At 60.4% G+C, this 16,778-nt stretch carries 11 protein-coding genes; 4 read left to right on the top strand and 7 right to left on the bottom strand.

Annotated features, from left to right (window positions below; all coding sequences use genetic code 11):
- Positions 1–102: 102 nt before the first annotated feature.
- From rodA to AB4Y89_RS10935, 5 genes are all read right to left on the bottom strand, one after another.
- Positions 103–1,203: a rod shape-determining protein RodA gene (gene rodA, locus AB4Y89_RS10915; protein WP_442300958.1), complete on the bottom strand. Its 1,101-nt coding sequence runs from the start codon at positions 1,201–1,203 to the stop codon at positions 103–105.
- A 67-nt stretch (positions 1,204–1,270) separates the two neighbouring features.
- Positions 1,271–3,175, bottom strand: coding sequence for a penicillin-binding protein 2 (gene mrdA / locus AB4Y89_RS10920; RefSeq protein WP_442300959.1), 1,905 nt, complete (start codon positions 3,173–3,175; stop codon positions 1,271–1,273).
- A gap of 148 nt (positions 3,176–3,323) precedes the next feature.
- Positions 3,324–3,836, bottom strand: a complete 513-nt coding sequence (gene mreD / locus AB4Y89_RS10925; protein WP_442300960.1) for a rod shape-determining protein MreD — start codon at positions 3,834–3,836, stop codon at positions 3,324–3,326.
- A 17-nt stretch (positions 3,837–3,853) separates the two neighbouring features.
- On the bottom strand, positions 3,854–4,954 hold the full coding sequence (gene mreC / locus AB4Y89_RS10930; RefSeq protein WP_442300961.1) for a rod shape-determining protein MreC: 1,101 nt from the start codon (positions 4,952–4,954) through the stop codon (positions 3,854–3,856).
- A gap of 160 nt (positions 4,955–5,114) precedes the next feature.
- Positions 5,115–6,179: a rod shape-determining protein gene (locus tag AB4Y89_RS10935; RefSeq protein ID WP_442300962.1), complete on the bottom strand. Its 1,065-nt coding sequence runs from the start codon at positions 6,177–6,179 to the stop codon at positions 5,115–5,117.
- A 215-nt stretch (positions 6,180–6,394) separates the two neighbouring features.
- On the opposite strand from AB4Y89_RS10935, the gene ald reads away from it, so the two are divergent.
- Positions 6,395–7,510: an alanine dehydrogenase gene (gene ald / locus AB4Y89_RS10940; RefSeq protein WP_442300963.1), complete on the top strand. Its 1,116-nt coding sequence runs from the start codon at positions 6,395–6,397 to the stop codon at positions 7,508–7,510.
- A gap of 293 nt (positions 7,511–7,803) precedes the next feature.
- On the opposite strand, the gene AB4Y89_RS10945 is transcribed toward ald, so the two are convergent.
- Entirely contained in the window at positions 7,804–11,139 is a 3,336-nt protein-coding gene (locus AB4Y89_RS10945) for a carboxypeptidase regulatory-like domain-containing protein (protein WP_442300964.1), read from the bottom strand.
- A gap of 239 nt (positions 11,140–11,378) precedes the next feature.
- Positions 11,379–11,792 carry a TOBE domain-containing protein gene (locus AB4Y89_RS10950; RefSeq protein ID WP_442300965.1) on the bottom strand — a complete coding sequence of 138 codons (414 nt, stop codon included), beginning with the start codon at positions 11,790–11,792 and terminating at the stop codon, positions 11,379–11,381.
- A 33-nt stretch (positions 11,793–11,825) separates the two neighbouring features.
- Between AB4Y89_RS10950 and AB4Y89_RS10955 the strand changes: the two genes are divergently transcribed.
- Genes AB4Y89_RS10955 through AB4Y89_RS10965 form a run of 3 tightly spaced genes read left to right on the top strand, consistent with a single transcriptional unit; the run spans position 11,826 to position 16,730 of the window.
- Positions 11,826–14,096, top strand: coding sequence for a sensor histidine kinase (locus AB4Y89_RS10955; protein ID WP_442300966.1), 2,271 nt, complete (start codon positions 11,826–11,828; stop codon positions 14,094–14,096).
- A gap of 10 nt (positions 14,097–14,106) precedes the next feature.
- On the top strand, positions 14,107–15,456 hold the full coding sequence (locus AB4Y89_RS10960; protein ID WP_442300967.1) for a sigma-54-dependent transcriptional regulator: 1,350 nt from the start codon (positions 14,107–14,109) through the stop codon (positions 15,454–15,456).
- An 8-nt stretch (positions 15,457–15,464) separates the two neighbouring features.
- Positions 15,465–16,730, top strand: coding sequence for a D-arabinono-1,4-lactone oxidase (locus AB4Y89_RS10965; RefSeq protein ID WP_442300968.1), 1,266 nt, complete (start codon positions 15,465–15,467; stop codon positions 16,728–16,730).
- The last annotated feature ends 48 nt before the right edge of the window (positions 16,731–16,778 follow it).

Raw genomic sequence — 16,778 nt, forward strand, 5'->3', positions numbered from 1 at the left:
TCTGCCGGAGGGTCTCGCCTCGGGCAGGTCCTGCCCATAGTATGCACTATCCAGAGTGCCGCGTCTAAACCAGCCTGTAACCTTGCAGGGATTTCAGGGAATTTAGTTCACAAATCGCCGCATCCGCACGTTCATTACAATCCCCAGCGCCATGAAGGTAAACAGCACCGACGATCCCCCATAGCTCATCAGCGGCAGCGGAATTCCGGTCACCGGCATGAACCCGATCACCATGCCGATATTGACCGCCATCTGGAAGATGATGATCGCCACAATCCCCATCACGATGAACGTACCTGGTGGATCCGGAGCCGTCTGGGCATTCTGGATCAGGCGCATCAGGATCAGGAAGTACAGCAGCAGTACTCCCAGGGCGCCCACAAACCCATGTTCTTCGCAAAAGGCGGCAAAGATGAAGTCGGTATAGGGAATGGGGAGAAAGTCACCCTGCGTCTGCGTTCCCTTCGTCGCGCCTTTGCCCCAAACGCCTCCCGATCCGACAGCGATCAGGGACTGGCGGATCTGGTAGCCGGAGCCCTTCGGATCGTTATCCGGATTGATGAAGTTGGTCAGGCGGGCCTTCTGGTAGGGCTTCAGCAGCTTTCCAGTCCTCCACACACCACCTACCAGCAGCAGAAACCCCAGGATGAGAATGCCTGCCTGCTTGAACCGGATGCCGCCCAGGAACAGACCGCAGATCAGGATCGGCGAATAGGTGAGGGCCGTTCCCAGGTCAGGCTGCTTCAACACCATCAGCATAGGAACGCCTACCAGCAGGAAGGCTTTGCCGATGTCTTTCCACGTCAGGTCGCGGCCGCCCAGGCTCCAGAAATACCGCGCCACCGCCACAACCAGCACCAGCTTGATCCATTCACTCGGCTGAAAGTGGATGCCGCCGGGAAATTTGATCCATCGCTTCGCTCCAAGCACTCTGGTGCCCACCGCCGCCACGGCGACGAGCGCAAAAATACTGGTGCCATAGGCCCAGGGAACAATCTCCAGCAACTGGTGATAGTCGATCAGCGAGACGATGAACATCAGCACCAGGCCCACGGCGAGGTACTCGAGCTGCTTCTTCTCAAAGCCGTGGAATTTGGTGTGGAGAGTCGCCGAATAGATCTCAAAGACCGAGATCACGCTCAGCAGGAGCACGAAGCCGAGCAGAACCCAGTCAAAGTCACGGAACGAAGAAAAACGGCGCATGGATCAGGCAATTTCAGTGTAACGGTATCCAGCAGTGGCAACATGAAGGCAATGAACGGCCCCCACACTAGTTGGTAACAGGCTGTTCTTTCTTTGCAGCATTCTCCAGCGGTGTAGCCGATTTCGGAGCTTCGGCAACCTTCATCAGGTTCCCAGCCTTCTTCCGCTGTTTTTCCACGAAGGTGTTCACAACCTGCGCACCCAGTTTGGCGGCGTTGGCGCCCCAATCGCCGTTCTCCCACAGAACGGCAACCACGACGTCCGGGTTCCGCCGCGGCGTCATTCCCACAAACCACGCATTGGGAACCGTCTTGTGGCCGCCACCGCTCCTGGCGAGAGCCGCGTGGCTCATCACCTGCGCAGTACCCGTCTTCCCGGCAAAGTCCACGCCTTCCAGATGCGACGCGGCGGCTGTCCCGGAATTCAAGGTCTCGGCCATGGCGTCGGTGATGATCTGCCAGTTCTCAGTCTTGAGACTGACCTGTTTATCGCCGCCGCCTGGATAAGTATCCAGAATCGCCTGTTGATACTGCTGCGAAATCTGGCCCTCCAGAATGACATGTGGCCGCTTCAGAGCTCCGCCGGAGGCAAGGCCGCTCAACGCCCGCGCAAGCTGAATGGGTGAGGCCTGAACAGCGCCCTGGCCGATGCCAACCGAGATCACTTCTCCGGCGTACCACTTGTCGTGGAAGTTCTTCAGCTTCCATGCCGTTGATGGCATGGTGCCCGTAGCCTCATCCGGAAGATCGATGCCCGTTTTCTGGCTGATACCGACTGCGGTCGCATACTTCGCAATCGTATCGATCTGCAGCCGCTCCGCCAGTGTGTAGTAGAAGGTATCGCAGCTCCAGGGAATGGCATGGTAGATGTCCACACCACCGTGGTGCTTATCGCAGGCAAAGAAGTGGCCGAAGAAGGTTCCGCCCCCGGCACAGTTCACGTGCATGTCCTGGGCGACTCCCTCTTCCAGACCTGCATAAGACATGATGATCTTGAAAGTGGACCCCGGCGCGAGCTGTGCCTGGATGGTCTTGTTCATCATCGGGTGGTCGGGGTCGTTCAGGATCTTGTTCCAGTATTCCTTCGTCAGCCGCACCGCAAACTGATTCGGGTCATAAGTGGGGCGGGAGACCATGGCGAGGATCTCGCCCGTATGGGGATCCATAGCGACAATGGCTCCGGTTTTACCTTCCATCGCCTTCTCTGCCGCCATCTGCACGTCCAGATCGATGCTCAGCCTGAGGTCCTTGCCGGGGACAGGATCTTGCTGGCCGAGCTGGCCGACCTCGCGGCCGCGGCTATCGACCACTACGTCGCGCGATCCGTCCGTACCGCGCAGCACCGCGTCATAGGTCGCTTCCACGCCCGACTTCCCGACCACGTCACCGGCCTGATAGAAGGCATACTTTTCTTTGTTAAGGTCGTTTTCGCTGATCTCACCCACATACCCGATCAGGTGCGCGGCGAAGCCTCCATTGGGATAGAGGCGGCGCTGTTCGTCCAGGGTCTCCAGCTCCGGCAACTCATTCCGGTGCGCCTCAATAAACGCAACCTCGTCCGGTGAAAGATCCTGCTTGAGCGGAATCGGCTGATACTTCGGGGCAAACTGATAGCGGCGCAGCACATACTGGATCTGGTCAACAGTCATGTGCAGACCTTGGGCGATCATGGGAAGGTCGGCGTCCCAGTCACGGGCTGGCTCGCGCAGCAGGTAGCAGGAGATGGAGGCATAGTTGTCCACCAGCAGGCGGCCTTCGCGATCAAAGATTTTGCCCCGCGGCGCCATGATGGGAACCTTGCGGACACGGTTCTGTTCGGCCAGCACGCGGTAGTTATCCGCGCTGACCACCTGCAGCCGCCACAGCCCGGCGAGCAGCACCACCAGAAGCAGGGCGACGACATACTGCACCGAGTTCAGCTTCAGCGGGGAGACTTTCTCCTCGCGGGCTGTTAGCTTCTCCTCCTCTATCATCGCTTCCGCTCTCCAAATCTCTATCTCTTCCTACTAGAGCATTTTCCCTGTTGCTGGGTAGCCCGAAAATGACGTGCAGCGGCGTTTTCATTGGGGGAAAACGCCCATAGATGCGGTAGCCCTACTCTACTACTACAGGGAAAATACTCTATGCGCGCTGTTTCGCGTAGTCCAAAAGGAAAAACAGCGGGATCGCCACCACCGTATTCACTCCTGCACGCAACAACTCATGCAGCCAGCGCGTCTGCACATTCGCGTCCTGCAACAGCCACTGATAGATGCCCAGCAACATCAGGCTCTGCAGCAGGCAGAAGCTGAAGTTCATCACGACGCGTGTTGCCAGCGCATCCACATCTACGCGCAGGCTGATCGACGCCGCCACATATCCCACCACAGCCTTGACCATGCCGTTGATACCGATCGGCTGGTTCAGCAGCAGATCCTGCAACACGCCAACCAGAGCCCCCGTCATCACGCCGGAGATCGGACTACGCCGCGCTACCGCGAAAAAGATCACCACCACCAGCGGCAGGTCCAGAATCATCAACCAGGGCGCCAGCTTCGGCAGATACGCGCCGGCAAACACGGCAACCAGCGGCACCAGAAGACTGACCGCAGGATGGAAGACGTGCTCATCCATCTCCCGGCGGGAGCTGTACATCCTTCCCAGGGCGGCCATCAGTGCTGGTCACCGCCTGCTTCTGTAGACGGAGCAGGGGCCGCATTGTCATGACGCGCACCCGGCGTCAGCGTTGCAGCCGACGGCGTGGCCCCAGGACTGTACGTGTCCTGCCGGATAGCCGGCGTGGGCCGTGGCAGCGGAGCTTCCTTCGCACTCTTTGCCTCTTCGTCGGGAGCCTCGGGCTTCAACTGGGGCAGATGCTCTCCGCGCGCTCCGGTCTCCGGCTCATTCTCCGTGGTAGCTACCTGCTCCGGAGCGGCCGGACCCTTCTCCAGGACTACCAGGACCTCTTCAAGCCGCGCGAGGTTCGCAGTGGGCTTCACCGTCACCAGCGCATAGTTGCGATCCTGGCCAATGCTTTCCACCACGCCGGCCTTCAGGCCGCGGGGAAAGACCTGGTCGCCGCCGCTGGTCAGCACAGGTTCACCCGGCTTGATGCGGCTGTCAGGCAGCACATCCAGAATGCGGAGCCGTCCATCGGTCGTACCGCGAAGCACACCGCGGATTCGCGTTGTCTCCAGAACCACGCCCGCTCCCGAGGTGGTGTCACTGATAAGCAGGACCTGCGCCGAGTGCTGAAAGACGTCACGCAGTTTGCCCACGATGCCATCCGGCGTAATTACCGCCATATCCGGCTTCAGGCCGTTTGCGATGCCCTTGTCGATATACAGCACGCGCGACTGCTCGCTCCCGCTGGTGCCAATTACCTGCGCTGCAACGGTCTTGGCGATGTACTGCTGCTTGAATTCGAGCAATGCCTGCAGCCGCTGTCCCTGGCGGGCATCCTCCGCCATGGCGGCCTGGTACAGCCGCATGCGGTTCAGATCGTTCTTCAATTGCTCGTTCTGCCGGCGGACATCCCGCAAGTCGATGTAGTTGTGCCAGGTCCCACGAATACCCTGGCCGGTCGCACGGAACAGGCGCTCGAAGGGAGAGACCAGGGCCACTGCCCAGTACCGGAAGACACGGATATGCTTCCCGTCCTCGCGCGAGCCATAGTCGGGCCGCCGCACCTGCACTGCCAGGCCGATGGTGAACACCACCAGCACGGCAATCAGTACGAGAGCATTTCTATACCTGGCAAAGAACCCATCCATGACGTGAGATCCCAGCCCGCGAGGGGCCGTCCTCTTGACCTCGACTAAAGCATTTTTCCTGCAGGTGTAGTGTAGGGCTTCTGCATCTATGGGCGTTTTCCTCAATGAAAACGCCGCCGAACGCCCCCTCACGGGATACCCAGCAACAGGGAAAATGCTTCTAGTCGATAGAAATTTTACGAAGCAGCTTGAAGTCCGAGAGCATCTTTCCGGTGCCCAGAACCACGGACGCCAGCGGGTCGTCGGCGATCGAGACCGGCAGTCCCGTTTCCTCGCGAATCCGCTTGTCCAGGTTCTTGATCAATGCTCCGCCACCGGTCAGCACGATACCGCGGTCGCTGATGTCGGCAGACAGCTCCGGCGGCGTACGTTCCAGCGCCACGCGGATAGCGTTCATGATGGTGGCGATCGATTCGCCCAGTGCTTCGCGAATCTCCGAATCATCGATCGAAATGGTCTTCGGAACGCCTTCGATCAGGTTGCGGCCCTTGATCTCCATCGTCAGCGGTTTGTCCAGCGGATACGCCGAGCCGACCTCCATCTTGATCTGCTCCGCGGTACGCTCGCCGATCAGCAGGTTGTACTTGCGCTTGAGGTAGTTCATCACCGACTCGTCCATCTGGTTGCCGGCCATGCGGACCGAGCGCGAGTAGACGATACCGGCCAGCGAGATCACCGCGATATCCGTGGTTCCGCCGCCGATGTCCACAACCATGTTGCCGCCTGGCTCAGTGATCGGCAAACCTGCACCGATCGCGGCCACCATCGCCTGCTCGACCAGGTAGACTTCGCTCGCCTTGGCGCGATAGGCGGAGTCCTCAACAGCGCGCTTTTCCACTTGAGTGATCTCAGAGGGCACACCGATGATGATGCGCGGATGCACCATGCGCTTGCGGTTATGCGCCTTCTGGATGAAGTAGTTCAGCATCTTCTCCGTCACCTTGAAATCGGCGATGACGCCGTCTTTCATCGGCTTGATGGCAACAATGTTGCCCGGAGTACGGCCAAGCATCTCCTTGGCCTCTTTTCCCACAGCCTCGACCTCGCCCGTCGACTTATTGATCGCGACGATGGAGGGCTCATTGACAACGATTCCCTTCCCGTGGGCATAGACCAGGGTGTTTGCGGTGCCCAAATCGATTGCGAGATCGCTGGAAAATAGGCTGAAAAGGGAACGGAGGCTACGCCCCCGCGATGTGCGCTGCTGGAAACCGTTTGACGACATTTTGAAGCTGAAGTCCTGATCCGTAGATTAGTTCCATTGTAAGGCTACAAAATCAGCTTTGGGTCTGAGGAACACAATAAAACCGCGGCCCGATCGAACGTATCTGCACCATACCGCGAACAAGCTTAAGAAAGCACAGCTACTGTCAAGGTGTCATCAAAAGCGGCACGGTGTGGCCCGGTTGATATTCTTAATCGGAAAGTGAGTTGTACACCATGATTATTGGCGTCCCCAAGGAAGTGAAGGACCACGAAACGCGTGTCGGCATTACTCCCGCCGGCGCACGAGCCCTCACCGAAGCCGGCCACAAGGTGCTGGTGGAACACAACGCCGGCGAGCTCTCTGCCTTCCCCGACGACGACTACCAGAGTGCCGGAGCCGAGATCGTTGGCTCCGCCTATGACACCTGGAGACTGGCCGATATGGTCGTCAAGGTGAAGGAGCCCGTCGAAAAGGAGTACGGCCACTTCCGCGAAGGCCTGACTCTGTTCACGTATCTGCACCTGGCTCCCCTCAAGGACCTCACCCAGAAGCTGCTGGACAAGCAGGTCACCGGCATCGCCTATGAGACCGTACGCGACCGCTTCAACACCCTTCCGCTGCTCACCCCCATGTCTGAGGTCGCTGGACGGCTCTCCGTTCAGGTGGGCGCCGAGTACCTGACCAAGGCCCATGGCGGCCGCGGCCTTCTGCTGGGTGGAGTTCCGGGCGTTCCCCCGGCGAACGTCGCCATTATCGGCGGCGGCATCGTTGGCACCAACGCCGCCAAGATCGCCGTCGGCATGGGAGCCAAGGTCACCATCCTCGACCTCTCGCTGCAGCGCCTGCGCGAGCTGGATGACATCTTCAGCGGCCGTGTAGCCACTGTCGCCTCCAACAGCTACAACATCGCCCGTGCCGCCGCCGAGGCGGACCTGCTGGTCGGCGGGGTGCTCATTCCGGGTGCAGCAGCACCCAAGCTGGTCACCAAAGAGATGGTCGCCACCATGAAGAAGGGCGCGGTCATCGTCGATGTGGCGATCGATCAGGGCGGATGCATCGAAACGGCGCACCCGACCACGCACTCCGATCCCTCCTACGAGGTCAATGGCGTGGTGCACTACTGTGTGACGAATATGCCTGCCGCCGTTCCCAATACCAGCACGCTGGCCCTGACCAACGCGACCTTCCCCTACGTGATGCGCCTGGCGCAGAACGGCGCCGAGGCCGCCATCCGCCAGGACAAGGGCATCGCCGAGGGCGTCAACACCTACCGGGGACACTGCACCTACGGTGCGGTCGCAAAGGACCAGGGTCGCGATTACACCCCGATCTCCTCGCTGATTCAGTAGATCCGATCAAGAACATACGGCGCCGCGTGCTTTTGCCCGCGGCGCCGTTCTGTTTTCTCTACTACTGGAAATCCCTCCACTTCGATTTTTCACGCACGCATCGCCTACGTCATTGATCACAAATCACTTAGATAAAACATTGCACCCGCCCTAGAGGAGCTTCCAGCCCTGAGGGCAATCCCTAGAGCATTTTCCCTGTTGCTGGGTAGCCCGAAAAGGGTGTGCAGCGGCGTTTTCATTGAGGAAAACGCCCATAGATGCACAAGCCCCGCACTACCTACAGGGGAAATGCTCTATCGCCGAATTCTCACCGCAAACTGAGCAACCCGTGGGTCAGTCGTCGTACTGGTAATGCTGCCGAACGCCGACGTTCCAAACGATCCGCTCGGCTGCGAGAATGCGGGCGTGTTCGTCACATTGAACAGCTCCGCCCGGAACTCGACATCCGTTCGCTCTCCGACAGCCGTATGCTTCACCAGCGCCAGATCAGCGTCGCGATACGCCGGCCCACGTACCGGGTTACGCGAGGCGTTACCAAACGTGAACTGCGGCGCCGTTTGAAATGCAGCGGTATTGAAGAAGCGTTGCGGCGTGCGCTGGTCTGCAGGCAGCGAAGGCGACGTCAGCATATTCGGCCTCTGAAGCACCATGCCCGCAAACGAATTGTTATTCGTCGCCTGCGTGACCGGGACCGGCATGCCGCTCTGCATCGTGCCGATGATATTCACCGTCCATCCACCCAGCAGGGCCGTAGCTGCTCCATGTCCACGGAACTTCGGCAGGTCATAGACGACGCTGGCCGTCAGCACATTCGGCATATCGCCGCTCGACGAATCGCGCTCCAGATAAGGACGGAAGGTATCTGCCGCGATCAGTGACGAGCTGTTGGGCGAAGACAACACCGTCGAGGAAAACACCGACGATGCATCGTCAATCAGTTTCGAGTGCGCATAGCTCGCCAGCAGGTACAAGCCACTGGCAAGCCGCTGTTCCAGTCTTGCCTGCAAAGCGTTGTAGTTACTGGTGCCGGAGTTATTGCGATACGTCGCCACGTTCTGGAAGCGGGGATACGGCTTCAGCAACTGTGCCGCGGCAATGGTGGGTGTATCGAGCGTCGAACCCGCAGGCAACTGTCCGTAATAAGGATTGGTGACACGGGCAGTCAGCGCTGTCCCCTGCGCAAGCTGAGCAGCCGTGAGCTGATTCAGGTTTGAGTCCGGAATGCCGACGTGCACGATGTGCGACCCGACGTAGGCCAGCTCCAGCGACATGTTCTTCGTAATGGCGCGCTGAACTGCGAGATTCCACTGTTCAACGTATCCCGATCCAGCCTTACGGCTCGCTGTATAGACGCTCTGTCCCAGACCGGCATCCGGTGTCAGCGGAATGGACGAAACCGTCGGTCCGGTGCTCAGTTTTAATGGAGCCACGTAGCCATCCTGTGTGCGCTGTTGCACATTCTGGATGAAGGGATACTGCGGTGTCGTAAACGGCGTCGTAATACCGCTCTGGTCGATAAACACGATGCCGAAGCCGCTGCGCAGCACGGTCTTCGGATCGACCGCATAGGCAAGACCGACACGTGGTGCAACATTGGCCCAGTGCAACTGGCGCGCGCTGCGGGGGTAGCCATTCACGCCCAGATAGTCGAGCTGCTGCGTGGCCAGATTGAATACCGCTCCCTGGTTATGCGTCTCGGTGGATGGCATGTGCAGCGTCCAGCGTGCGCCCAGGTTCAGAGTCAGACGAGGCGTGACACGCCAGTCGTCCTGCAGGAAAAACTCGTGGATGTAATCGCGCGGCCGGATCGTCTTCGTCTGCAGATCGATGGAGAAGGTATCCACCTGCCCCAGCAGGAAGCTGGCAAAGGCATTGCCTCCGCTGGCGCCGCTGGTCCCGGTGGTATTCGTGCCGGTCGTTGTGAAGGCGAAGGAACCGGTCGGGTTCGGCGGCGAGATAGCGTTCAGCTCATACCGGCGCAGATCGCCACCGGCCTTAAGGGAGTGGCCGCCGTGGGTCCATACCACCATGTCGATCAGTTCGCTAACCGAGGTCTGATACCGTGCCGAGGTGCTGGCGTTGGCGCCGAGCTGCTGGAGTCCCGTGAAGGTGAAGAGCGGCAGCGTATTGTTGAACGCCGCGTTGACCGGAATACCGGGAATCCCCAGATCGGCCGATGGAGAATTGGCGAGCGATACGCCGTTCTGCGAGTTGCCGCGGCGCGTATATCCCAGCCGGAAGTTATTCAGCACACGCGGCGAGAAGAGGTGTGTCTCATTCAACACCACCTGCTGCCCCAGAACATCCGTAAGGCCGGAGACATTTCCGGTTCCAAGCACCGAGCCGGAGATCGATCCCGAGCCATCTGCAAACGGCGTCACTGGCCGCTCAACCTCATGGTAGTAGGTGTAACGCGCAAAACCACTGTCCTTCGCGCTGAAGGCTCCATCCAGTCGAATGTCGAACTGGTTCTGATGATCATCATCCGGAGCCGTACGGGTGTAGTTATTCGCCGAGCCGCTGCTGGTCGGTGTAGGAATACGGCCGACCAGCCGCTGCGCTACGGGATCAAAAGCCGAGGTGATGACGTCGTTCGTAAACTCCTTGCGCTGCACCTGGCCGTTCACGACAGTTGTCGACGACGGGTCATAGATCTTCGCTACACCGGTAAAGATGCCTTGCTGCATTGCCGCCGTCGGCACGGTGGAGATGCGAGTGACACCGATGCGCTGCTTGATCCCCTGATAGTCCGTGAAGAAGAAGAGACGGTCGCGCTTGATCGGTCCGCTCAGGGTTGCACCAAACAGATTGCGGCGATACTGCGGCTTGCGGGCCGTAGAGGAGGCGAAATAGTTGCGGCCATTCAGTGCCTCATGACGAAAGAACTCGAAGACGCTGCCATGAAAGGCATTGGCGCCGCTGCGCGTGGCAACGTTCACCACACCGCCGTTGAAACGGCCAAACTCAGCGGGAACGTTGTTCGCCGCAACCGTAAACTCGGCGATGCTGTCGAGGATCGGAAAGAAGGCGACCTGTCCGGGCTCCGGCTGGAGCGCGGAGATGCCGTCGTACAGATACTCGTTCGTACGCGGGCGACCGCCGTTGATACGCGGCAGCACCGTGCCCGGAGGCAGCTCCACACCGGGAGCCATCTGGGTCAACTGGATAAAGTTCCGTGAGTTCAGCGGAAGCGCCACAATGGCGTGACTGGGAATCGTTGTCGCGATATCGCTGGTCGACGCCTGCAGTAGCGGAGCATCCTCATTCACCGTGACCGACTCCCCTGCTCCACCAGCTTTCAGCTGCAGTTCCAAAGTCACAGTCTGTCCGGTAGTGACCGTGACGCCGCGACGCTCCAGACGAGCAAATCCCGTCTGCGCCACGGCCAGGCTGTAGCTCCCGGAGGTGAGTTGCGTGAATGAGAACTCACCCGATGATCCCGCTACGGTCTCCCGTGCAATCGCGGTCGCAGTCTGTGTGAGAGTGACCTTTGCCCCCGCCACTGCCGCTCCGCTTGCGTCCACGACACGTCCTTTCAGTTCACCAAGAACCTGTCCGTCTGCACGGCCGAAAAGGACAAGCAGGCAGACGAAGGCGATCAGAAGAGACGTGCGCGGAAATCTGAACATACGACGAATTTATACGATTCTAATCGTATTAATCGAATTGGCGCGGATGCATGGGTGGGAGCCATCTGTGGCCGCGACATCGTCCTCAGCGGCTGAAGCCGCTTGCTTTCCACGTTCGACTGCGGCGGCTGAGCCGTGCCCTTAAGCAAGGCATTCGCACCCGGGGTGCGAAATGGTTGCGCTACGCGCAACGGTTTGAGGGTTTCGCCCGCTGCTCCCACCGGAAACCGCGACACACCCTAATCCAACCGCTCAATCATCACATCGGTCGACTTCACCAAGGCTGCCGCCGTCTGTCCCTTTTTCAGGCCGAGCTCGCGTGCCGCCTCCGCGGTAATAATGCTGTTGATCCGCTGCTCGCCGATCGCCAAAACCACCTGCGCCAGCAGACCCTCGATCCGGACGCTGACGACCTTCCCGACGATCTGGTTCCGTCCGGAGACCCGCCGGTACCGCTCACGCGACTCCTCCTGGGGCCGTTTCCGGTCCTCGGCAAGGTATGGTTTCAGCACCGGCTCCGGAATACGGTGATGCCCCCCGGGGGTCGTCACTGTCTTCAACTTGCCGCTCAGAATCCACTGCTTAATCGTCGGATAACTGATGCCGAGCATCCGAGCCGCTTCCCGCGCACTGAACATTGCCACCGTCGCCATACAGCATTCTGTACCATAATCTTCACGGACTGCATGAGCCCTGCCACGCCAACGCGTAAGGCCCTCACCATCGTTCTCGGGGTGTGCCTGCTGGTCCTGTTCCTCACCCTGGCGGCCCTTAACGCCTTCAAACTCGACTTCCTGGACCCATCTTCCACGCCGCAGATCTTTCTCTTTACGGCGCTGTCGACCATCGCCTTCCTGCTCTTCGTGGTTGTCCTGATCCTGTTGACGCGCAATCTGCTGAAGCTCTATGCGGAGCACCGTTCGCGTCTTCTCGGTTCCCGGCTTCGGGCACGCATGGTCTGGGGCGCCGTCATCCTGTCGCTGCTGCCCATCGCCTTCATGTTCGCCTTCAGTTACCTGTTGATGAATCGCGCGGTCGAACGCTGGTTCTCACAGCCGGTGACGCAGCTCCGCGATGACTCCAACTCCCTCGCCGTGGAGCTCTCCCGCTATGCCGCTGCCAACGCACGTGCCGAGGCCCAGGCGATTGCCACCTCCCTCCCCAGCAACAACAAGGACCTGCTCCGAAAGCTGCAGGAACACGACATCACCTTGCAGGGCGGCTTCGTCGCCATTTACCGCAACAATGTCCTGGTCGCCGCCATCCATCTGCCGCAGGAGCAGAATGGCCATGTCGTCATCAAACAGCTTCTTCCGGAGGGAAGCACTGCAGCGGAGGCCTCCGCCTCCGTCGCAGAGCTGCTCCAGACGGCGCTCCGCTCTGACGACCCCCTCTACTCCGTAGGCAAACAGGACTTCGCTCTGGGTACGGCATGGGTCAAACCCAATGGAGACATCGTCGTCGTCGGCCTTCCTCTGCCGGCAGGCATGTCTGACACCGTCAACCGCATCCGCACCGCTGCCGATACCTACTGGACCCTCTTCCGCACACGACGCTCCATCCGCAACCAGTACATGCTGCTGCTGCTCATGATCACGGGCCTGGCGCTCTTCGCCTCGGTCTGGCTCGGTCTGCACCTCTCGCGGCAGGTTACCCGGCCGGTAGAGACCCTGGCCGACGCGATGGAAGACATCGCTGCCGGCAACTATGCCCGGCGCGTAGAGGCCAGCGCCACCGAAGAGCTGGGCGAGCTGGTGCGATCGTTCAATCACATGGCGACCGACCTGCAGAGCTCCCGTGCGCAGATCACCGAATCGACCCAGCAGCTCTCCCTCGCCAATGCCGCCCTGGAGGCCCGCCGTAAAGAGCTGGAGACGATGCTCGAGACCATTCCCAATGGCGTCGTCATGCTCGATATACACCRGCGCGCCATGCTGGCGAACCGTGCCTTCAGCGAGATGCTCGATCCCGRCGGCCAGCGCGCCTTCACCGGTCTCGCCCTCTCCTCCGTCATCCCCGCCGAACACATGCCGGAGTTTGAGCGGCTCTTCCGGCGGTCGCATCGCATGGGTTCGGCATCGACTGAGATCGAGATGATGGGCCTAAACCTCTCCATTACCGTCGCGCTGCTGGAGTCCGCCGAGCGCAACCATCGCGGCTACGTCCTTGTTCTGGAGAATGCCACCGAGCTGCTGCGCGCCCAGCGTCAATCCGCATGGAAGGAAGTCGCCCGCCGGGTCGCGCACGAGATCAAGAATCCTCTTACGCCCATCTCGCTCTCGGCCGAGCAGATTCAGCGTCATGCCGGCCGCATTGAAACCCAACTCCAGGAAGCACATCTCGAGTCGCCTTCGCCCGCCGTGATTCGCCGCAGCTCCGACACCATCCTCTCCGCGGTTGAGAGCCTGCGGACGCTGGTCGATCAGTTCTCGTCCCTCGCCGAGTTCCCGATGGCGCGGCCCCGTCCCGCCGACCTGAACACCATCGTCGAAAACTCGCTGGCCCTCTTCGCCGGACGCACCCAAAACGTTCGCATCCGCCAAAACCTCTCCCGTTCGCTGCCGCTTGTACTGGCGGACCCGGAGGCTTTGAAGCGTGCCCTTTCCAACCTGATCGACAACGCCCTCGAAGCCATGCAGAACCAGCTTCTGCGCGAGCTGAGCATCTGCACATCGCCGCTGCCTTCGGGCATGGTTGAGCTGGTGGTAGAAGACACCGGTACCGGCGTAACCGACGAGATGAGGGAACGACTCTTCCTTCCCTACTTCTCCACCAAACAGCGCGGCACCGGACTCGGTCTCGCCATCGCCGCTAAGATTGTGCAAGAGCACCACGGGACCATCCGCGCTGAGAGCGCCACACCGGTCGGCGCACGTTTCATCATCGAGCTGCCGTCTGCATCGGAATCAGACAACCAGCCCACACAACCTAACCAGCAACTCACAGCCAGCAACTGAGCCCTCCCCCATGAATCACATTCTCGTCATCGACGACGAAGCCTCTATCCGCACCTCCCTCGAAAGCATCCTCAGCGATGAGCAATACCACGTCGCCAGCGCCGCCACCGGAGCCGAAGGCCTGGCACTGTTGCAGGACGGTACGTGGGACGCCGTTCTGCTCGACATCTGGCTCCCGGATGCTGACGGGCTCGATCTTCTGGCGCAATTTCGTGCTCTGAATCTCTCCTCGCCGCCCGAGGTGATCATGATCTCCGGTCATGGCACTATCGAGTCCGCGGTTCGCGCCACCAAACTTGGCGCCTTCGACTTCCTCGAAAAGCCCCTCTCTCTCGACCGCACGCTGCTTGTGCTGCGTAATGCGATCCAGGCGCGCCAGCTACGGCTTGAGAACCAGGAGTTCAAGCGCCAGCTCGCGACCAGCGCCACACTCACCGGGCAATCCGTCCCGTTGAAGGCGCTACGTCAGCAGATCGGGCTGATGGCGCCCACCAACGGCCGCGTTCTTATCTATGGGGAGTCCGGCGCAGGCAAGGAGCTGATCGCCCGCACCATGCACGGCGAATCGCTGCGCAGAGAACATCCCTTTGTCGAGCTCAACTGTGCCGCCATCCCTGAGGACTTCATCGAAGCCGAGCTCTTCGGCCAGCGAGGCGATGGGACGCAGAATAAACCGGGCACCTTTGAGCGCGCTCACCTGGGCACTCTCTTTCTCGATGAGGTCGGCGACATGAGCCTCAAGACTCAGGCCAAGGTGTTGCGCGCCCTCGACGAACAGCGCTTCACGCCGGTGGGCGCCACCTCCCCCATTGCCGTGGATGTGCGCGTCATCGCCGCCACCAACAAAGACCTGCAGGAAGAGATCGCCCGCGGCAACTTCCGTGAGGATCTGTTCTATCGCCTGAACGTGATTCCCTTCTTCGTTCCGCCGCTGCGCGACCGTAAGGAAGACATTCCTCTGCTGGTGCGTGAATTTCTGCTCGAGTTCGGCCGCCAGTACGGACGTCCGCGTATGGAGATCGCCGATGACGCCATCGCCACGCTGCAGCACTATCACTGGCCGGGCAACGTGCGTGAGCTGCGCAACGTCATCGAGCGCGTGCTGATCCTGAACCCGCGCGTGCAGCGCATCGAACGCAAGCATCTTCCCGTGCTGGTTTACCGCGAGCCCGGCAAACCGGGCCGGACGGAAGATTTCCCCACCTTGCTGCAGGCGCGTGAGGCCTATGAGCGCGATTACATCCTGAAAAAGCTGGACGACGTCCACGGCAATGTAAGCCGCGCGGCCGAGCTCCTTGGCCTGGAACGCTCCCACCTCTACCGCAAGATGAAGGCCCTCGGCATCAACATCAAGGAATAAGCAAGACCATGACGAATGCAGCACCTCGCACCAACTGGGCCGGAAACTATACCTACAACGCCGGCGATCTGCTGATCCCTGCCTCTGTGGAAGAAGCACAGGAGCTGGTGCGGGAGACATCGCAGCTACGCGCCCTGGGCACGCGGCACTGCTTTCACGGCATTGCCGACTCGGACGGTGTTCAGATCTCGCTCGAACGGCTAACCTCCATCACGCTCAATGAAGCCGACCGGACCGTCACGCTGGGAGCGGGTGTGCGCTACGGCGATCTGGCCGTGTGGTTGCACAGCCGTGGCCATGCCATTCATAACCTCGCCTCACTGCCGCATATCTCAGTCGTAGGCGGCGTGATGACGGCAACGCATGGATCGGGGTTGCGCAATCGTAATCTCGCTGCCGCAGTCGTTGGGCTGGAGATCCTGAACGCCAACGGCGACCTGGTCACGCTGACGCGCGACGCAAACCCAGATACCTTTCCCGGCGCCGTTGTCTCCCTCGGCGCCCTCGGCATCGTCACTTCGATCACGCTGCAGGTGGAACCGGCCTTCGAAGTGGCGCAGACGGTCTATGAAAACCTCTCCTTCGACCACCTGAAAGGCAACCTGCGTACCATCATGGACGCAGCCTACTCTGTGTCTCTCTTCACTACCTGGCAGGACCATCGCGCTACGCAGGTGTGGCTCAAGCAGCGCGTGGATGACGGTATTACTGCACCGGCGGAATTTTATGGAGCGACACGAGCGACCACCAACCTGCATCCGTTGGCCGGACTCGATCCCGTGAACTGCACCCAGCAGCTTGGTGTCCCCGGCCCCTGGCACGAGCGCCTGCCGCACTTCCGCATGGAGTTCACACCCAGCTCCGGCGCAGAGATCCAGACCGAGCTCTTTGTTCCCATTGATATGGGTTACGACGCCATTCTCGCCGTCGAGACACTGAAGGACCAGATCACACCGCACCTGCACGTCACTGAGCTGCGCGCCATCGCGGCTGACGACCTATGGATGAGCCCGAACTATCGCCGCGACTCGCTCGGCATTCACTTCACCTGGAAGGCAGAGCCCGAAGCCGTGGCACGCCTGGTGCCGCAGATTGAAGCCGTACTCTCACCCTTTGGGGCCATTCCGCACTGGGGCAAGTTCTTCACCATGGACCCGCGCGTGCTGCAGCGCCGGCTGCCAAACCTTACCCGCTTCAAGAACCTGATCTATCACTACGACCCGAAGGGCAAGTTCCTGAACGAGTTTTTGGAGAACACGATCTACGCGGGATAGCGAGAACCGGATAATTTCGGTAGGCACACATCCGTTGCCCCATTCTTC

This window comes from Terriglobus sp. 2YAB30_2 (genome assembly GCF_052114765.1).
Lineage (GTDB): Bacteria > Acidobacteriota > Terriglobia > Terriglobales > Acidobacteriaceae > Terriglobus.